The organism is Bacteroides sp. AM16-24 (genome assembly GCF_003471885.1).
Lineage (GTDB): Bacteria > Bacteroidota > Bacteroidia > Bacteroidales > Bacteroidaceae > Bacteroides.
The window spans coordinates 98,754-116,539 of the sequence record NZ_QRKI01000002.1 but is presented as its reverse complement, the minus strand read 5'-3'; the positions used below and the strand labels follow the sequence as shown (position 1 = coordinate 116,539).

The following is a 17,786-nucleotide window of genomic DNA, read 5'->3' as shown; positions in this document are numbered from 1 at the left end:
TTTTTTAAAGTTTTTCGGATGTGTCTATTAAACAGTCGGCAAAAGTACAAAAAATTGCGTGAATAGTGCGTTTGATAAACGTACTATTTTAAAAAAGCCGCAATCCGAATGATTTCGGGATAGCGGCTCTGATAGTATCCATTGATTTCTGCTTTTTTATTTTTCACTCCTGCTATTAGAAATATGCAAGCAGAAGAATTTCTTCATAAATACAATATAAATAACACTAAGCAATAAAATAGTACACGATAAATATATATAGCCATGATTCAAGAAGTACATATATCCCATTATCACAATCACTTGTACAGCCATATAAATCCCTGAAACCACTACGTGCGGCATCTTCAATTCATTTGCCATCAACTGATACATGTGCTTCCGATGGGGTAAACCGATATTCTCATGAAGCATCAGACGGTGAATGATGGTCAAGACACTGTCAACGCCATAGACGGACAACAGGATAATCCAACTAAAATCACCGGTCTGAATTATAAGCTTCCCTATCAGGAAAAGAAGAATGAAAGCAATACTCACAGAACCTACATCACCGGCAAAGCATTTCGCCTTCTTACGGAAGTTGAAGAAACAAAACACTAATACCCCACAAAGAACTGTATAAATGAAAACAGGCTCAACAAAAGGAACGATTGAAGCATTGATGTAAGCTAACCCTCCCAAAACCACCAATGAATAACCGCCTGTAATCCCATTGATGCCATCCATAAAGTTATAAGCATTGATGATGCCGGTACAAACTATTAAAGCAATGATTATCCACCACCAAGAAAGAGAAAACAGTCCCCACTGATAGAACAGCAAAGCCATTGCCGAGAAATGAAATACCAGCCTCAATCCTTGAGAAGTAGAACGGATATCATCTACAAAACTGATAAACGTTATCAGAGTCAACGCCAGCATAAACCACGGGTATTCCCATTCATTACTCACAAAATAAGCCAAAACACCAAAGTAGAAAATAATCCCCCCACCCCTTAGCGTGATGCGCGAATGAGAACTCCTCTCATTGGGCTTATCAATGATGTTGCACTTATCGGCTATCTTAAAATAAAAAAGTTCTGCTGTAAAAAGCAGAACCAATATAATCAGGTAATACATAACCGCACTTTCCCTTTAACTTTTAATTATTCATTTGAAAACGATTTTACCGTTTTCACTATCCCATCAACAGCACGAACAGGCATTTTCTCAATGCCAAGCGCAGCTTTAATCTTCTCATTGCTCACTACATAATTCTCTGTCAACTTCCGCAAACGTTCTGCATTCAGCGGCAAATGAAACAGTGTTCCCACACCTGCACAAGCTTCCATCATCTTCCGGTTCATTCTCCAGATATGAGCTTTCTTACCCATCGCCTCACACATCAAATTAATCAGCTCATTCGTAGACAAAGCTTCATCATCTCCCATGTGATAAATACCACTTTCAACATTTTCCGTCAACAAACCTTCCACCACATAGCAAAGATTATCTACAGAAGTAAATGATCTTCTATTCTCAAAATCACCCAAAGGCCAAGGAATACCTTTTTTAACAATATTATAAAGCAGATTCAAATTTCCTTTATTACCCGGGCCATGAATCATGCAGGGCCTCAATATATATACCTGTTTCCCATCATGGCACAACTTTAATTCTTCATTTTTATTATTTAATTTGTCGAGAATGTAATTCTCAGCTGCTATCTTACTCTCTCCATAAGGTCCTACCGGTGTAGGTATCACATCCTCCCTCAAAGCATCTCCTACTACACTATCGGCAGCCGCCTTCACGGAACTGAAGAATATGAACTTCTTCGATGTAGATTCCAGAAAGAAATCAAAAACCTTTTGTGTCAACCCTGTATTGATATCAAAATACATCTGTGCAGTAGATTGATTCTTCGTATCATGCGCCTTACCTGCCAAATGTATGATAGCATCAAATTTTGGCAATCGCTGCATCGGAAAAGAAGTCGGTTCAATATCACACCAAGAGAAAGTATTTATCACCCCCTCTTTTTCAGGTGCAACAATATCCAAACCATAAAGGTTATGACGCTCCTTTAAGGCAACAACAAGATTGGAACCCACGAAGCCATGGATTCCGGTAATAAGTATGTTCATCAGAAAATATTATTTATAGTTTTCTATAAATTTGTAATAATCCTCACTAATTTCCACTTCAAATGATACTCTTTATTCAGAAAATTGCTCTTAAAAGAAACCATACTAAATATTCCCTATCCATATTTTCTATTACGTGGATTAATATGATTCATCAAATACTGAAAATATACATTTATTGGATATGGCAGCAAAGAACGAATAAAAGGTACACAAACCCCAATATGAGCCATTATTGGTAAATGAAGATACCGACATCCACGTAATCCAACTTTCATTCTATACCAACCTACTTTTATATTATTTTTCTTTACGCTATCCGAGAAAAAACGATAATACAATAAAGATTCTGGAATGTTGGCAAAGCGTAATCCTTTTGCTGCACATCTGAACCATAAATCATAATCATCTTGCCGAGGTCCTGCATCTGAATTATAGCCACCAATAGATAATATTTTATCCTTTCGAAACATTACAGTAGGGTGATTCATAGGACAAGTCCAGATAAGTCGTATTATATCTTTATGCACAACAGGTACACTAATAATATCATTCAAATCATACCCTGTTTCATCAATTTTAGAAGCAAACGTCCCGACGATATCAACTTCTGGATGTAATTGAAAGTATTTTATTTGTTTCTCAAATCTCGTTGGAAAACAAATATCATCTGTATCCATTCGGGCAACAATATCATTAGTACAATATTTCAAGCCAATATTAAGAGCATTACTAAGTCCTTGGTTTTTCTCAATCTTTACAATTTTCAAATGAGGGAAAGCAGATATTACACTTTCCAATTCCTCACCAATCGGACCATCTTCTACCAAAACAACTTCATCAGGACACAATGTCTGTTCATAGACACTATCTAATGCAGATTTAAGATATTCCGGCTTTTCTTTTGCGTATACCGAAATTAAAACTGTAACTTGCATACTAAAAAATCAGAATAGGAGTTAAAGAAAATGGAGAGTATTCAAATAGATACTTATATACCTATTATACATTACAGCAGGAGAATAGTCTGCTAAATACCTTTTATTCATATTGATACCGAATTGTTTTCCGTCAATAGCTCTCAATACGGCTTGTACAATAGTATCAGGATTTATCAGATTGAAAAAAGAAACCTCATTAGGAGAAAAAGCTTCTCTTATAATAGGTATATCCGATACGACAGAAGTCCTCTTATATACGGCAGCTTCCAATAAAGCCAATGGAAATCCTTCACTATGGCTTGGCATAGCAAAAATATCATAATATTCTAAATACCTATACGCATCTTGTTTATAGCCAACAAAACGACATCTATCTACAACCCCACAATTGCATGCCAATTTCTCTAAAGATTCACGTGCGGGTCCATCCCCTACAATATACACTTTACAAGCAGGCAGTTTATTTAACGCCTTTATCAAAATATCAAGGCCTTTTCTTTCTGTAAGCACGGCATTGACACCAATCAAAACATTGTCCTCCTTAAAATCTAAAATTTGTCGTATTTCCTCTTGATTCAATTTATTCTCGATATTCGGATTGCGGGTATTATAAGCAAATGTCAATTTATCCGATTTAATCCATTTACTATAATACTGCACAGCATCTTTACTCAAAACAACAATTTTATCATGTCTATTAAGACACCGAATCCATATCTTCCCAAAAACGCATGCTACAATCGAATTATATTGATACTTTAAATCCTGAAACATATAATTATGCAAAGTAGATATATAACATGTTCTTCCCAACTTTTTCCGATGCATATATACATATATATCAGGTCGAATGCCGTGACTATGCACTACATCAAAAGAGCTAAAATCTATAATTGAGCCTTTTATTCTCTGTGTAGGACAACTAAAATTCAATTGTTTTATTTCATCAAAATACAAGACAATGCATTCATGATTATGTTGTACCATCTGTTCCACCAACTCTTTAACAACTATCACAGGTCCTTTATTGGCCAACGAAGGAACGATATAAGCAATTTTCATATTAGTATTTTTTAAATTCTCCGTCCGAATCTAAATTTTTACGAATCCAATTTATATCATAGTTATTACACAAAATTGCAGGCATTGACGAATACATTAGTTTATATGTCCTACCATAAAACAAAGGCTCTCTATACCCATATAAGTATGCAATATTAGATATTAAATAGCATAATAATAGCAACTGACACATATTCTTTTTTAATCTTGTATTGCGGTATAAATACAGAAAACAGAACAAGAAAAACTGCATTGCAACCAGAGTTACGCGATCATATAAAACCATAACCGGGAAACTCACTCCTATTAGTACCACAAATGCCAAATAAATATTATCTATTTTAGGATTATCCTCCCTTCTATAAAAGAGCAGAAAAGGGATTAAAGGGGTTCTTTCTATAATATTTGCAAGAAGTCCCATAAATGATCTACTATCAGTAAATCCTTCGTTACCTTTTATATATACGTTAACTATTATCTTAACACTGCCTTCCAATGGCAAAATATCTATTATGCTTAACAAAAGATTCATGCCTATTACAGCAAATATAGCGGAAAACAAAAAAGCGAATATTGGATTTATCCTGAAAGATCGGAGATAATATAATAAAAGAGCAACAAAAACTATTGGTAGAATGCCAAAATGAGAAATAGCAGCCAATACCATCCAAATCCACCAATTATATTTTCGAATAAAAAACATCCGATACAAAGCCATTAATAAAAAACTAGCAGCTAACGTATAACGAAGCCCATTTACAATCCAGATGAAAGGCACTGAAAGAAATACACATAAAAAAGATATAAAATAAATTTTCTGATTTTCTGATAGTTCTCTATTTTTAGACACTATATTCCTGAAAAGATAAAAACTAATCTGATAAGACGTAAAGGCAAAAAGAAAGCGAATTAATTCAAAATTTATGTTCAAATCAGAAAAAGTATTACTAATTGTATGTAATAGAAAGTCAAGCCCATTGGAAGTAACAATCTCAAAAGTTGAATACTCATGAGAGAAATTAAAATAATTTAAATTATGTCTATATAAATCAGCAAATGGAGGAAATAAAATAGCGCATAACCCCATAAAAACAGACAATAAGACAAAAGCATATTTCTTTCTATTATAGATTTCACATAGAATAGGAAGTAGCGCTCCTAATGGATATATAAATAAAAGAGCGCATACAAAAAAAGAAACAGGAACGCGTTTTATTAGCCCTCTAATTTCTAACATTTTTCAAGAAATTTACAATATTGAATATCATATTACCAATAAAACGCATCTTATAAGAAATGAACCATAAAGCACATTTGTAATGTAGAGGCAAAACAGAATTAGTAAATATAAGATTATTTGCTTCGGGATAAAATAAAGAATATTTTCTCTGTAATGCTCCCCGGGTATTTATGACAAGTTCCTTTTTCATATTAAGTTTATAACTGATTATTTCATTTTTGCATAACAATCCCAATTGGTTTTCATCTAAAAAAGACAAAATATGATGAATAGATTCTTCTACATTTAAAGCTTTCTCTACAGAAAACAATTTTGTATAAGATGAAGTATTGAATTGTACATAATGCAAAAATGCTTTGGGAAGATAAGCCACACAATTTGCATAATAAAACAACTTTATACAAACAGTAAAATCTTCCATGTAATTTACACCATCCAGAAAATTCAATTGATGTTCTTCGTATAGTTTTCGACTTACAAGTTTATTGCATAATGAGCCGTGCAATTCCCCTTTTAATAGCATTTTCACACAATCTAAACTATTCGAATTGGCTGGTTGCTTTATATACAATTCTTTTTTCTCATAATTCACATAATAATCACATACAACAATATCTGCCCCACTTCTTTTTATTTCATTATACATATCCTCCAGCATATCAGGTTCAACCCAGTCATCACTATCAAAATGTGTAATATAGTCACCAGTAGAATTCATTAAACCTATTTGTCTAACTGCTGCAACCCCTAAATTTTTTTCATTATTTATTAACTTAATATTTAAATGAGCGTATTGTACGACCAGCTTTTCAATCTTCAGTCTTGAATCATCAGTAGAACAATCATTTACGACTATATATTCAACATTCTCCGTTTTAGTTTGAGAAAACATTGACAGCAAGGCACAGTCTATAAATTTTCCCACATTATAGACAGGTATTATTACAGATATATCCATTTTCTAGATTTCAAAAAACATTTACTATCCTATTGAAACATGAATTTTCAAGAAAATAGTTAGCATGTAATAAGGACTATTAAGTAATACATATTCAATATATGATTTTATCCCACGAGGAATATCCAAGTCCATTTTTTTAGCTAATACTTTACATTTTATTATCAACTTTTTTTGTTCTTGAGCGTTCAATTTCTTATTTTTAACAACATGGTATACAAATCCATATAAAACAGAAATAAAATAATTATTAACGACACGTCTGTTATTTAAAATAATTTTATTCTCTTTTATTAGATTATAATTCTGTAAAATAACAGATAAATAATCCAGATAATTTCGATATTTCTTATTTCCTGTAATTGAACATTCATTAATATAATAGCTATATACTTTTTCCGATATTATTACCATTGTAGAAGCAAATACTGCTAGGCGAAAAGAAAAAAGTTCATCTTCATGTAAAAGTCCTTCCCCAAACCACATGTTCTTTTCAATAAAAAAAGAACGGCTTATCATTTTTCCACATGCCATTACATACCACTGGCAATCTAAATAACTAATCAGTATATCTTCTTTTGAGTTATATACTTTTTCTTGCAATGTAGGAACTTTAAAGGAAGTAGTATTGCCTATTAGATCAAAACCACCAACCAAAAAATCAACATTCCCATATTTTTGAAGATATACTTCGAAAATACTCACAACATCAGCAGAATATAATTTATCATCGCTGTCCAAAAAAAACAAATAATCTCCTGTAGCAGCTTTCACTCCACTATTACGTGCTGCCGACAATCCTCTATTTAATTCGTGAGTAATTATCTTAAATCTAATTGAGCCTGTATAATTCTTTAAAATAGATTCAACAATATCCATTGATTTATCAGGAGTCGCATCATTCACAATGATACATTCTATATTTTCATAAGTCTGATTACAAACAGATAACAAACAACCCTCTATCCAATTTTCAACTTTATAAACCGGAATTATAATAGAAACCAATACTTGTTTTTTCATTTCACTACAGATTTATATCCTCCACAGATACACAATAATAATATTTTTATCATACTTTTTAATGATAAGGAATGATATGAAATACCAAACAACGGAAACGATTTCCAAAAGTTTATAAGTAAATCATCTCTTTTTAAACATAACCTCCAATAATAAGTAGATATAAAAAAATAAGTCAGCGTCCAATGCACTTGTTTCAGAACAAGCAATTTTTTAATCATTAGTTCGTCATTTTTTTCTTTTTGCAGAAGAGTAGTCATTATAGAATCAGAATTCGCATCGTTATAGTGATACATCCCCACTGACGAAGAAATATAATAACTACTCACATTGCAATATACAGCCAACAAAAATATAACATCCTCACCAACAGAAATTTCTAAAGGAAACCTGACATCACCAATCACCTCTTTTTTATATAATTTGCCCCAAATTTCATACGTAAAATTATCACAAATAAAATGAATGAGATGCCGTTTCTTTGTGCAGTAAATATCCTCTTCATAATATTTCAAATTACTTCCTCCATCCCTCGGTATCTGTACAATATCATTCGCCTTACTATGAATACATACTTCAAAAGTATCTTCATCTATCCAATCGTCACTATCACAGAAGAAAATTAAATCCCCACTCGCATTATCAAGTCCACAGTTACGAGCGGAACTTACTCCACCGTTTTTTTTATGAAACACCCTAACCCTATTATCAATAGAAGCATAATCATCACATATTATGCCTGAATTATCCGGACTTCCATCATCAATCAAAAGCAACTCTATATTATGATAAGATTGTCCTAGAATACTTTCAACACATCGAGATAAGAATCCTTCTGCCTTATACACAGGAACTATAACGGATATCTTTGGATTATACATACAATGCTTTAATTAACAAGTTCATAGAATATTCTTTCTGTCGATGGAGTATAGCATTCACATTACCCCAATCAATATTATCCATAATACTGTCATAATATTCATCTAAAGAATAAATCAATAGCTTTTCCAAACCAAACAATTTTAAAAGGGAAAGAAATCTCGCCTGTCCCCTCTCCTTATTAACATAAACAACGAACGGTCTATTGAAAAGAATAGAGAATACGCATGCATGAAAAGAATCTGTCACAACAAATTCCGCATCATAAAAGCCTCGAATAAACTGTTCTACCGGTGGTTGTATACATTCTTCAGACAAATTTTCTGCCCATTCTGCTTTTGAATTTACTGCAAAAGGTTGTAGAGAATGCTGGAATGCTATTTTATCCACTAGCTGCTGTTTCTCATCTGTGTTATCTAAAATATGACACAACAAATTTCCTGGACTTTTAAGGATCTTAATATCATTAAAGAAAGTAACGTAATCCTCCAATTCTAGTAACATCGTAGGATCCAACACTTGACAAGCATTAATTCCCAGAAATTGAGAACAAAATTCCACACCAGAATCTTCACGAACTGTAACAGTATCAAAATGTTTCAGTAAAGCAGCACAAATCTGCGTTTGGCTAATAGTATATTCCCAATCATCCGTCCCAAAAGATGCAGCATACGATATCTTTTTTATATTCCATCCAACAGCAAAATCCAAGAAAGCATGTGCAATTTCCGGATAGTATAAAGGACGCCAAATTTGGTCACTGCCAACAATAATAGCATCAAAATCAGTAGCCTGCAATTTCTTTAAATCACGCACAAAAAACGAATTGATATACTTTTTTGTAAAAGGTCGTATATGCTGCCAAGCAATTTTACGAATTTGCTTTTTATGCAATTCATAAAACACATCGATTTTTTCTCTTTTAATTACCTTTTTAAACAAACGGTAAGCATAGACCAAAGGCATTTGATAACAGGGATGTCTATTAAGTTTTTCTTCAATAATCCATACTTGATGCCCCATTCTTTCCAATACAGTTTGTAAAGCATAAGCTTGAAGAATACCACCATAATTTACATGGAGCGGGAGAGTTAATATGCCTATTTTCATTTATTAACCTTTATTTTACTAGAATTTAGACTAATGTCAATGCAGAAAAAACTAAAGTTCTCTTTCCACATCATAACGCCCTATATCTTAACAATATTTCCTAACAATCGATATTACAGATTTTGGAACAACTTTTTTAATAGCCTGCTTGAGTGAAGAATTTAAATTATCAATCAATGTATTCATCAATCTAAGAGCATTACTTTCGTCTTCACTATTAGTAAAAACCTCAAATAATATTGGTTTATCTGTAATTGATGGGATTAGAAACCTATCTATGTTATCTAAATATTCTTCTTTAGTGGATGCTTGCAAATATTCATAACCCAGATCTTCGGCATAATGGCGAATTAATACATGAGATTTATTACCATAATGACCAGCAGCAGCCATAAAACGATCCGCTTCATCTCCAAATCGGGCAGCAAGGTGATTGTAATTACGGAATTCAGTACCTTTGCCATTATTAACCAGCAAAATACGAATGTTGTTACTTATATGACGATTGCCAACTACATTTAAGTCATAAAAAAAAGCCAAGTCCCCAATAACGAGGTAATGAAGTTTATTCTGATATGCTATCGCACCACCAATCATAGAGGACATACAGCCATCAATACCAAATCCTCCTGTATTTACAAAACTGCGACTTTGCACCGATTCCGGTAATTCAAACATTCCCCACGCACGTAAAGAGTTTAATATACTTAAATGGAAATAACAACCTTCCGGCAAACGGTGAACAGTTTGCCGAGCAATCCATAAATTAGAGAAAGGAAGCTCACCTATGGCTGAATGAAGCTTTTCATAATCCGAATGACACGACATAAGCCACATTTCTCCCTCCTTTTGCTGCAAACTACGATTGCCAGCCACTTCGGCATAATGGCTGAAGAACAATTCTTCGGGCATTTCAAAGACATTACAGAGCTTACGGTACAAATCACGAAGTTCACCATCTTCATTTACTCTCCACACTTCCTTTGTATTTCCTACAGCCTCATTTCCATAACCTGTCACCTCACCAATATGTATCAGCACATCATTTCTATAAGAATCTTTTTTAAATGCTTCTTGCTGATTAACAATCGAATTGTAAACACGATACTTACCTACATAATTGCTAGCATGCTCACAAAACACAACAGCTCCATAAGCAGCACAAAAACGATTCACTGCATTCGTAAGAGCTACAGACCAAGGTAAATGGTTGCCAACTACGATAGCAATACGCCCTTCAGGCAAAACAGGCAACTCATCATACGGCATATAACGATGAATACAGCGAGCTACTGGTAACTCTTTTACTGAAAAGTCCGGATTATAGTTAGTTGAAAGATTTATGTGGACAGGACCGCCACCACGATGCCTAAGAGCGAGTACAGCTCTATTCAACCGGATAGTCGCATCCCAAATGTCATTTTCGTCACGAGGCACAGCTACGTGTTCACTATGTACACAAATATCCCTCTGTTGTTGCGAACGATCCATCATCTGTGGTATCATATGCCCGATACGATTCTCATTCTGAGTAGAGGTAACCGCAAGTATAGGCAGTTTACGATAATATGCTTCTGTCAGACCAGAAATATAATTACGTGAGGCTGTAGCACCTGTACAGGACAATACTATAACCTCTCCTGTCTCTTCTGCCATACCTACAGCAAGATAGGCGGCGGAACGTTCATCAACAGATGAAAAAACCTGAAAAAAAGGATCATTCATCACACTGGCTACAAATGTAATATTTGTTGTACCCGGAGAAGCTATCACCTTACGAATACCATGCTGCTTTAGTAAAGATATTAAAATTTGCTGTCCACGCTCTACGGTGTAATACTTTGCTTCCATATTAATATAATTTCTTAATAGGATAAATGAATCGGAAAATTATATATTTTACCCATGTCTTTAAATGAGGAAAATCTGAAGGATAGGCTAATTCACCAGTCAATCTATCTTTTAATGCTTCACGACGTACATTAATACTAATAAATTCAGGATGCTTGATAAATTCACGCAAACAAAATGCGAGTCCATCCTTAGTTGGCAAAAACTTGCTCACATCAATAAAAGCCGCAATTTTATTATTATCAAAACAGCGATTATAATAACGATCTACTCGTACTTGCCATTGCGATACTTTGTCATGCAGATTAATACATTTATCAGTATAATACACTTTTGGACAATATCCCATCGTTTCTTCTAACACAGACAAATAGGTATTCAGTAACTCACTCCACTTATACGACTCGGATGCAGTAATATGAAAGCTCTCACCCAACGCCTCCTTTTTTCCAATAATAGCGGCAATACCTTCTGACACATTCAATCCATAAGTTAGTGTAGTATATTTATCAACAATATCTTTTGAAAAGACAATAGTACGACCATGCAAAGCTCTCCACAACCAGGCTTCTTTTTCCATTACACCCAATTGAAGACGCATTTCGCTGAACGTGATATAAGGACGAATAATTGTATAATTGTTCCGTCCAGACAGATACAAAAGATTTTCCTGACGGGCCTTAGCCAAAGCATATTCATCTGTTTTCAAGTATTCTGTAATTGTACAATTCTCCAATAAACGAGGAGAATCCTCAGAAATCAATGGAGAATCTGCATATATACGTGAAGAACTTAAATAAATATATTGTTTGCAAGCATCAAGCATCTTGATATAGCGTAGCTTAAACTCCTCTGTATTATAAACCATAAAGTCTACAATCACATCAAAGCATAAACTAAACAACGATTCAACAAAATCAAGCTCATGTGCATTACCTTGTATATACATTATATTTGGCTCACTCTTATGTATTTTCCTTGAAGTAACAGTTATATCCCACCCTTTTAGAGCCAATATATGGGCTAAATGTTCACCCATTGCACCAGTACCTCCCAGTAATAATATTTTCATAAAGCAGTATTAAATCGTTATATGCAGTTTATTCACCATAATGTTTTTTACTTTTGACATAAAGAAAGCTCGTTCATATTTATCAAATCCAATAAAATAAAAACAAACTATAGACCAGCAGGAACTTAACAAACCAACCAACACTAAACGAATAAACGAGGGAGTCATTAGATATACAAGTATTCCTGGTAATATGAAACAGAGTACAGAACAAATACCCATCCTGCCGAAAACTGAAGTCACAAAATAACGTATAGGAAAATTCATCAACCTTTTTAAGGTAGAAAGCCGAATGAAATTCATAGAAAAATATAATATTGTATAGATAATATAGGTGATATAGGCAGGGCATCCTAACTCATAAGCAATCCACGTTAAAGGAAACACAAGACAACCTACAGAAGTTATCACCACTTGATATCTACGAATCTTCCCCGTGGCCTGAATAGTCGTATAAAGTGAATTTCCTATTACTGTAGCCAAGGAAGAGAACACTACTAATCTCACAAATATGACAGTATCTTTAGGGACTTCCTTCAACCAAATTCCTAAAATAGTTTCTGCTTCCAATACAATGGGAACAATAAAGAAGTACATAATAAAAAATGAAAATTTAGTACCTCTGCATACTAATTTAAATAAATAATTATACTCTTTACTCGCATAAGATTTAGTGATTTGCGGATTCAGTGCCGTCATAAAGTTATTTACAAATTGATTTATCGCACTATCTACCTGCACCGCAATAGCCCTTGCTGTATTAGTAGTTACACCAAAGAAAATATTGATAAGCATATTTACTCCTTGAGTATTCAGTATATAGGCCGTATTTCCGAACATATTCCATCCGGCAAAACCACCCATTTCTTTAAATAGAGATTTATCTAAAATAAAGCGATATTTTGCTTCTTCAAAATGCCGACTACAATATGTACTGTAAATTGCAAATAATAAAAGTGATACTAAAAATACAAGAATGGCATAAACCATCAATTTATCGGAATCTGACATATAAATAAGATAAGCAACTAACAGCTTCAATGCAACTTCCAATATACTAATATACGCAAAAACTGTCATTCTCTCATGAGCTATAATCGTAGCATTATAGGGAATGTTAATGAAGTTCACCACAAAAGTAGCTATAGAACATTGGAGGACAAAATTAGCTGCCGGCATTCGATCGATAGGAATATTCATTTTCTCATTCAAAAACCATACACCTATTATCTCACATGCCACTAATACAACTAATGACATTATTATCTGTATATTGACCGATGTACTGAATATAGTTTTGAGTCTTTCTATATTTTTTGTACCTAATTCATAGGTAATAAAACGGGATATAGCTCCAGACAAAGAACCAGATAAAACAGAAAACATAAAGACTAATCCACCTACCACATTATAAATACCATAGTTTGCTTCACCTAATGCATCAAGTACCACACGACTGGTAAAAAGTGACACGACCATGATAATAATCATGCGAAAGTAAAGGAATAATGTATTTTTTGCTATTCTTTTGTTATTAGATGATGTATCGATCATAAAACAAAATTCCGTAAGTACCCAATAAGAACATTATGACACCTCCGCCACCCATCTTTACAACTTTTACACGTATACGAGAAATTAACATTCATATACAAATACCCTGTATACCTATTACCTACATCCCCTATCCGGAAAGTCAGAAAGCCAGGTGTCAAAGGTGTCCACATACCCATTACTGAGTCTACTCCATCAAACGCTGACGGTCGGCCTCCAAACACCTGCGCAGTTCCGCAAAAACAGCGGCACACTCTTCAGGCCTGTCCTTCAGGACCTCCAGATAGATGCGGAAGACATCGTAATATTGATGCAAGTTTATACTTTCGCCCTTTTTACTTTCATGTAAGTTTTGGAGCTCATCGAAGCCGAATGACAAATATCCGAAATGGATAAATGCTTGTTGCCGACAAAAACCGTTTTCTGGAGTGTCGCCAGAAAATCACCCAATTCCAGATTGGGAACAGAACTTCTTCTCTGAGTCATTTTTAGTTGTTTGAATAATTAATTAATGGCCGTATCCTAACATACAGCTGTGTATAAAAATGTTATAATTGTTAAAATCATTAGCATTCGTTCCCATATATGGAAAATGCATTTTGATCTATATCCGCTTTTTAACACGAACTTCGCGGCCGTTATTTAAAAAAACAAATTATGACAGAAATCAAAATCAGCCTGTTCAAAGGCTATTCGGACATGCAACCGACAGAAAATACTCTGCAGGAAGTTGTCAATCTCATCAAAAATGACGCACTGGTACGCGACCGCACCGAAAAGCACCGCTATTACACTGCACAAAAACAAAAGGCGGCCGCCGCACAAGAAAAATCGTCCTGTCCATGTTTTGCCGTAGCCGTCCGCTTCGAGGGCGGCAAACGAAAGGAAAACATCTGCGGATGGACCCGGCTTGGGTTAGCAGACATTGACCATGTTCCCGACGACCGGCTACAAGAACTGTTGAAACGCATCCGGAAAGATACGCACACGCTCCTCGCCTACACCACCATCAGTGGCACCGGTATCCGCATTCTTTTCCTGACAGACTGCATAACGGAGGATCATGAAAAGAATCTGAAGCTTTATCCCAGGGCCTTTGAGCAAACCAACAATCACTACGCCCGGCTGCTGGACTGCGAATGTGACATGAAATGCAAAAATGTCACCCGGCTGAGCGGCCTGGCCCACGATCCCGATGTATTCTTCAATCCCGAAGCACAGCCTTTCCACATCGAACTGAAGAACAGCAAGAAGGAGAACGCCATTTCCGCCAGAAAGTCCGGCCGGAACAAACATCTGGAAAAAGCCGTAAAAGCATCCATTCAGGAACTGGAGGCCGAGGGGATATGCTACGAAGAGCATCACCACAACGAGTATATCATGCGCATGGGCTATCTGCTCAACTCCTACGGCATAGCCCAAAAGATTGCCACTGAATGGGCACTCACCCGATTTGCCGATTATGACGGAGACATCGCAGGCATCTTCAGTTCGTGCTACCAGAACACCGGTGAGCACGGTACGCGACCACTATGCAACAGCCCCAAAACAACCTCAGGCAATGAAAACTTTGCCAGCGTGGAAGAAATCGAGACTTTCCTCGGAACACAGGCTTTGTTCAGGCACAACGTCATCACCGGAAAATGTGAAGCGGCAAAACCCGGCAGTCACCATACAAGCGAATATGCCGAAATGGACGACCGCTTCGTCAACTCCCTGTGGAGCCGCATGTGCAAAGAGGTGAAACCGGTTCGCATCAACGATATCCGCAACATACTGGCTTCGGAATATGTGCCCCTGTATAACCCCTTCACCGAATATTTCAAGAGCCTGCACCCTTGGGACGGTGTGACCGACTACATCGGCGAACTGGCAACCACCGTACATGTACGGGGAGATCAGGCGACCTTCACGGAATACTTCCGGAAGTGGCTTATCGGAACCGTGGTCTCCCTGCTCGACGAGCATGTGGTGAACCACGAGATACTGATACTCATCGGTCCGCAAGGCTGCTTCAAGACCACTTGGTTCAACAAACTGCTGCCACCGGCATTGCAACGTTATTTCTACACTAAAACAGATAATAACCGAATCACCAAGGACGACAAGTTCACTCTCACGGAATTCGCCCTCCTTTGTATGGAGGAAATCGACGAACTGAACACTTCCGCCCTAAACCAGATCAAGGCCATGACCACCACACCGGTAGTGAACGAACGCATGGCATACGCTCATTACAAAGAAAGACGTCCGCACATCGCCAGTCTCTGCGGAACCACCAATAATGAGCAATTCCTGACCGATCCGAGTGGAAGCCGCCGCTGGCTTCCATTCAATGTGGTATCCATTGACGACCCCTACACGCACACCCCAAACTACGAGGGTGTATATGCACAGGCATACGCGCTTTGGAAAAGCGGGTTCCGGTATTGGTTCAACGAAAAAGAGGTCAAGGCCGTCAACCAACGTAACACCCACTTCGAAGTCCCCAATCTGGAAAAGGAACTGATCCTTACCCATTACCGCCGTCCCATACCGGGCGAAGAATGTATTTTTGTCACCACGGCCCATATCCTGAACCGGATCAGCGGTTCCATCAAACAGCCACTCAGCCCCACCAAAATAGGCATCATAATGAAGCAGGCAGGCTTCGAGCTGATAAGAAGCGCCGGGCAACGGGGCTACCGGGTGGTGGAACTGAAAACCGATGAAATCTACCGCAACCAGTGCGCCATAGCACACTATACGGAAGGGATTCCTTAAGGATACCGACGGTTATATCTGCATCATCCGTCGCAGATAAGTGCTGCGACAGATGCAGATAGATCCGACAGACAACGCAGATAAGTCCGACAGGCAACGCAGATAAGAGCGTCCCCCTGACTCCTGCTATGAATAAGTCGGTTTAAGGTCTTCCCAAATATTTGAATATCAGTTCCACCTGCATGGAAGTAAATATTTGCTGACGAGTTTTGTATCCCGTTTGCTGCAAAGCGTCACTCAACCGACTGTTATACTTGAACCATTGTGCCAGACGGTTAAGGGCGGAAACCGGCGAAATGTCCGGTGCGTATGCTTCGGCCAGTTCACGTTTATAATAAGGACGGACGGGCCATCTTTCTTCCTGATCGTCTTCCTGATCACTTTCTTTCTCGGAGTTTGTTTTCATAAGGGTTCATTTATTGATTATTAAAGCATAAAGGTAACGATTTTAGTTTACATATTCTTTATTATCAATAAATAGTTTCCACCCTTTTTCATATACTTTCATTAAGGAGCAACATCTTTCACAATACATCTCCTACCCTATTGTACCTTTGTATTGTTCACCACAGAGAACGCATGATTTCGAATCGCCTTCTCCATGGTTTCATTTTTAATTATTAATTATTAATTCTTATTTTATGCCACTGAATTACAGTATTGCAATGATGGGTAATCCCATGAATCAGGACGATCCCAAAAAAGCGTATGCGAAAGCGCAGGTTTCGCAAGAGTTATCGCTAAAAGTCCTCTCCAAAAGAGTGGCGGCGCAGACCACTGCCAGCCGGGCAGACGTGACGGCCGTCATCATCGCCACCGTAGAGAACATGATCGAAGGCCTGCGTGCAGGCGAACAGGTGGATTTCGGAGATCTGGGGAAATTCCGTCTTCAAATCACCAGCCGTGGAGCGGAAACGGCTGAAAAATTCACCGCCGCCAATATCACAGGCGTCAATATTCAATTCATTCCCGGAGAAGACTTAAAAGACATCTTTGCCGGTATGGAATTTTCACCGGTACCTACACGCGCTGCCACCCGTGCTGTGCTGAAAGCACAAAAAGCCGGACAGACAACCGTGGATATTTCCGGAACATCCACTCCCGGAGGAAATGGAGGCGGAAATGCCGGAGGAGGTGGAAATGCCGGAGGCGACGGGGGTATAGAGGACGACCCGCTGGGATAAATTGACAATTGACAGTC

16 protein-coding genes and 1 pseudogene are annotated in these 17,786 nt (G+C 36.8%); 3 read left to right on the top strand and 14 right to left on the bottom strand.

Annotation, left to right across the window (positions count from 1 at the left end; all coding sequences use genetic code 11):
• Positions 1–156: 156 nt before the first annotated feature.
• The 13 genes from DW182_RS02900 to DW182_RS22230 form a co-directional block, all read right to left on the bottom strand.
• Positions 157–1,122 carry a glycosyltransferase family 4 protein gene (locus DW182_RS02900; protein WP_118294614.1) on the bottom strand — a complete coding sequence of 322 codons (966 nt, stop codon included), beginning with the start codon at positions 1,120–1,122 and terminating at the stop codon, positions 157–159.
• 26 nt (positions 1,123–1,148) lie between these two features.
• Entirely contained in the window at positions 1,149–2,129 is a 981-nt protein-coding gene (locus DW182_RS02895; protein WP_118294613.1) for an NAD-dependent epimerase/dehydratase family protein, read from the bottom strand.
• Between the two features lie 116 nt (positions 2,130–2,245).
• Positions 2,246–3,067 carry a glycosyltransferase gene (locus DW182_RS02890; protein ID WP_118294612.1) on the bottom strand — a complete coding sequence of 274 codons (822 nt, stop codon included), beginning with the start codon at positions 3,065–3,067 and terminating at the stop codon, positions 2,246–2,248.
• A gap of 21 nt (positions 3,068–3,088) precedes the next feature.
• Positions 3,089–4,132: a glycosyltransferase family 4 protein gene (locus DW182_RS02885; RefSeq protein ID WP_118294611.1), complete on the bottom strand. Its 1,044-nt coding sequence runs from the start codon at positions 4,130–4,132 to the stop codon at positions 3,089–3,091.
• A gap of 1 nt (position 4,133) precedes the next feature.
• Entirely contained in the window at positions 4,134–5,369 is a 1,236-nt protein-coding gene (locus DW182_RS02880; RefSeq protein ID WP_118294610.1) for an EpsG family protein, read from the bottom strand.
• Entirely contained in the window at positions 5,356–6,330 is a 975-nt protein-coding gene (locus DW182_RS02875; RefSeq protein WP_118294609.1) for a glycosyltransferase family 2 protein, read from the bottom strand. Before DW182_RS02875 ends, DW182_RS02880 begins: the two co-directional genes overlap by 14 nt.
• Before the next feature lie 24 nt (positions 6,331–6,354).
• Positions 6,355–7,353 (bottom strand): glycosyltransferase family 2 protein, encoded by a 999-nt coding sequence (locus DW182_RS02870; protein WP_118294608.1) that lies wholly within the window; start codon positions 7,351–7,353, stop codon positions 6,355–6,357.
• The gene (locus DW182_RS02865; protein WP_118294607.1) at positions 7,350–8,234 is read right to left on the bottom strand and encodes a glycosyltransferase family 2 protein; all 885 of its coding nucleotides are present in this window, start codon (positions 8,232–8,234) and stop codon (positions 7,350–7,352) included. Before DW182_RS02865 ends, DW182_RS02870 begins: the two co-directional genes overlap by 4 nt.
• On the bottom strand, positions 8,227–9,345 hold the full coding sequence (locus DW182_RS02860) for a polysaccharide pyruvyl transferase family protein (RefSeq protein WP_118294606.1): 1,119 nt from the start codon (positions 9,343–9,345) through the stop codon (positions 8,227–8,229). Before DW182_RS02860 ends, DW182_RS02865 begins: the two co-directional genes overlap by 8 nt.
• A gap of 87 nt (positions 9,346–9,432) precedes the next feature.
• Complete coding sequence (locus DW182_RS02855; protein WP_118294605.1) at positions 9,433–11,196, bottom strand: thiamine pyrophosphate-binding protein; 1,764 nt, start codon at positions 11,194–11,196, stop codon at positions 9,433–9,435.
• A gap of 1 nt (position 11,197) precedes the next feature.
• Positions 11,198–12,268: an NAD-dependent epimerase/dehydratase family protein gene (locus DW182_RS02850; protein WP_118294604.1), complete on the bottom strand. Its 1,071-nt coding sequence runs from the start codon at positions 12,266–12,268 to the stop codon at positions 11,198–11,200.
• Positions 12,269–12,277: 9 nt separating this feature from the next.
• On the bottom strand, positions 12,278–13,822 hold the full coding sequence (locus tag DW182_RS02845; protein WP_233564067.1) for an oligosaccharide flippase family protein: 1,545 nt from the start codon (positions 13,820–13,822) through the stop codon (positions 12,278–12,280).
• 318 nt (positions 13,823–14,140) lie between these two features.
• Positions 14,141–14,308, bottom strand: a complete 168-nt coding sequence (locus DW182_RS22230; RefSeq protein ID WP_199678538.1) for a hypothetical protein — start codon at positions 14,306–14,308, stop codon at positions 14,141–14,143.
• Positions 14,309–14,479: 171 nt separating this feature from the next.
• Here DW182_RS22230 and DW182_RS22755 point away from each other — a divergent pair.
• Together DW182_RS22755 and DW182_RS02840 are read left to right on the top strand one after the other, a co-directional pair.
• Positions 14,480–14,968, top strand: a pseudogene (locus tag DW182_RS22755) (BT4734/BF3469 family protein); the annotation flags it as partial.
• Positions 14,969–16,585, top strand: coding sequence for a VapE domain-containing protein (locus DW182_RS02840; protein WP_370449794.1), 1,617 nt, complete (start codon positions 14,969–14,971; stop codon positions 16,583–16,585). It begins immediately after the preceding pseudogene.
• Between the two features lie 142 nt (positions 16,586–16,727).
• Here the strand turns inward: DW182_RS02840 and DW182_RS02835 are convergent, their stop codons facing one another.
• Complete coding sequence (locus DW182_RS02835) at positions 16,728–16,991, bottom strand: DUF4248 domain-containing protein (RefSeq protein WP_118294602.1); 264 nt, start codon at positions 16,989–16,991, stop codon at positions 16,728–16,730.
• A 235-nt stretch (positions 16,992–17,226) separates the two neighbouring features.
• Between DW182_RS02835 and DW182_RS02830 the strand changes: the two genes are divergently transcribed.
• Positions 17,227–17,769, top strand: coding sequence for an HU family DNA-binding protein (locus DW182_RS02830; RefSeq protein ID WP_118294601.1), 543 nt, complete (start codon positions 17,227–17,229; stop codon positions 17,767–17,769).
• The last annotated feature ends 17 nt before the right edge of the window (positions 17,770–17,786 follow it).

Coding starts and splice junctions, on each gene's coding strand:
- DW182_RS02880 (WP_118294610.1), bottom strand. CDS start 5,369: ATGTTAGAAATTAGAGGGCTAATAAAACGCGTTCCTGTTTCTTTTTTT.
- DW182_RS22230 (WP_199678538.1), bottom strand. CDS start 14,308: ATGACTCAGAGAAGAAGTTCTGTTCCCAATCTGGAATTGGGTGATTTT.
- DW182_RS02860 (WP_118294606.1), bottom strand. CDS start 9,345: ATGAAAATAGGCATATTAACTCTCCCGCTCCATGTAAATTATGGTGGT.
- DW182_RS02840 (WP_370449794.1), top strand. CDS start 14,969: ATGAAATGCAAAAATGTCACCCGGCTGAGCGGCCTGGCCCACGATCCC.
- DW182_RS02845 (WP_233564067.1), bottom strand. CDS start 13,822: ATGATCGATACATCATCTAATAACAAAAGAATAGCAAAAAATACATTA.
- DW182_RS02835 (WP_118294602.1), bottom strand. CDS start 16,991: ATGAAAACAAACTCCGAGAAAGAAAGTGATCAGGAAGACGATCAGGAA.
- DW182_RS02850 (WP_118294604.1), bottom strand. CDS start 12,268: ATGAAAATATTATTACTGGGAGGTACTGGTGCAATGGGTGAACATTTA.
- DW182_RS02870 (WP_118294608.1), bottom strand. CDS start 7,353: ATGAAAAAACAAGTATTGGTTTCTATTATAATTCCGGTTTATAAAGTT.
- DW182_RS02885 (WP_118294611.1), bottom strand. CDS start 4,132: ATGAAAATTGCTTATATCGTTCCTTCGTTGGCCAATAAAGGACCTGTG.
- DW182_RS02890 (WP_118294612.1), bottom strand. CDS start 3,067: ATGCAAGTTACAGTTTTAATTTCGGTATACGCAAAAGAAAAGCCGGAA.
- DW182_RS02830 (WP_118294601.1), top strand. CDS start 17,227: ATGCCACTGAATTACAGTATTGCAATGATGGGTAATCCCATGAATCAG.
- DW182_RS02865 (WP_118294607.1), bottom strand. CDS start 8,234: ATGTATAATCCAAAGATATCCGTTATAGTTCCTGTGTATAAGGCAGAA.
- DW182_RS02875 (WP_118294609.1), bottom strand. CDS start 6,330: ATGGATATATCTGTAATAATACCTGTCTATAATGTGGGAAAATTTATA.
- DW182_RS02900 (WP_118294614.1), bottom strand. CDS start 1,122: ATGTATTACCTGATTATATTGGTTCTGCTTTTTACAGCAGAACTTTTT.
- DW182_RS02895 (WP_118294613.1), bottom strand. CDS start 2,129: ATGAACATACTTATTACCGGAATCCATGGCTTCGTGGGTTCCAATCTT.
- DW182_RS02855 (WP_118294605.1), bottom strand. CDS start 11,196: ATGGAAGCAAAGTATTACACCGTAGAGCGTGGACAGCAAATTTTAATA.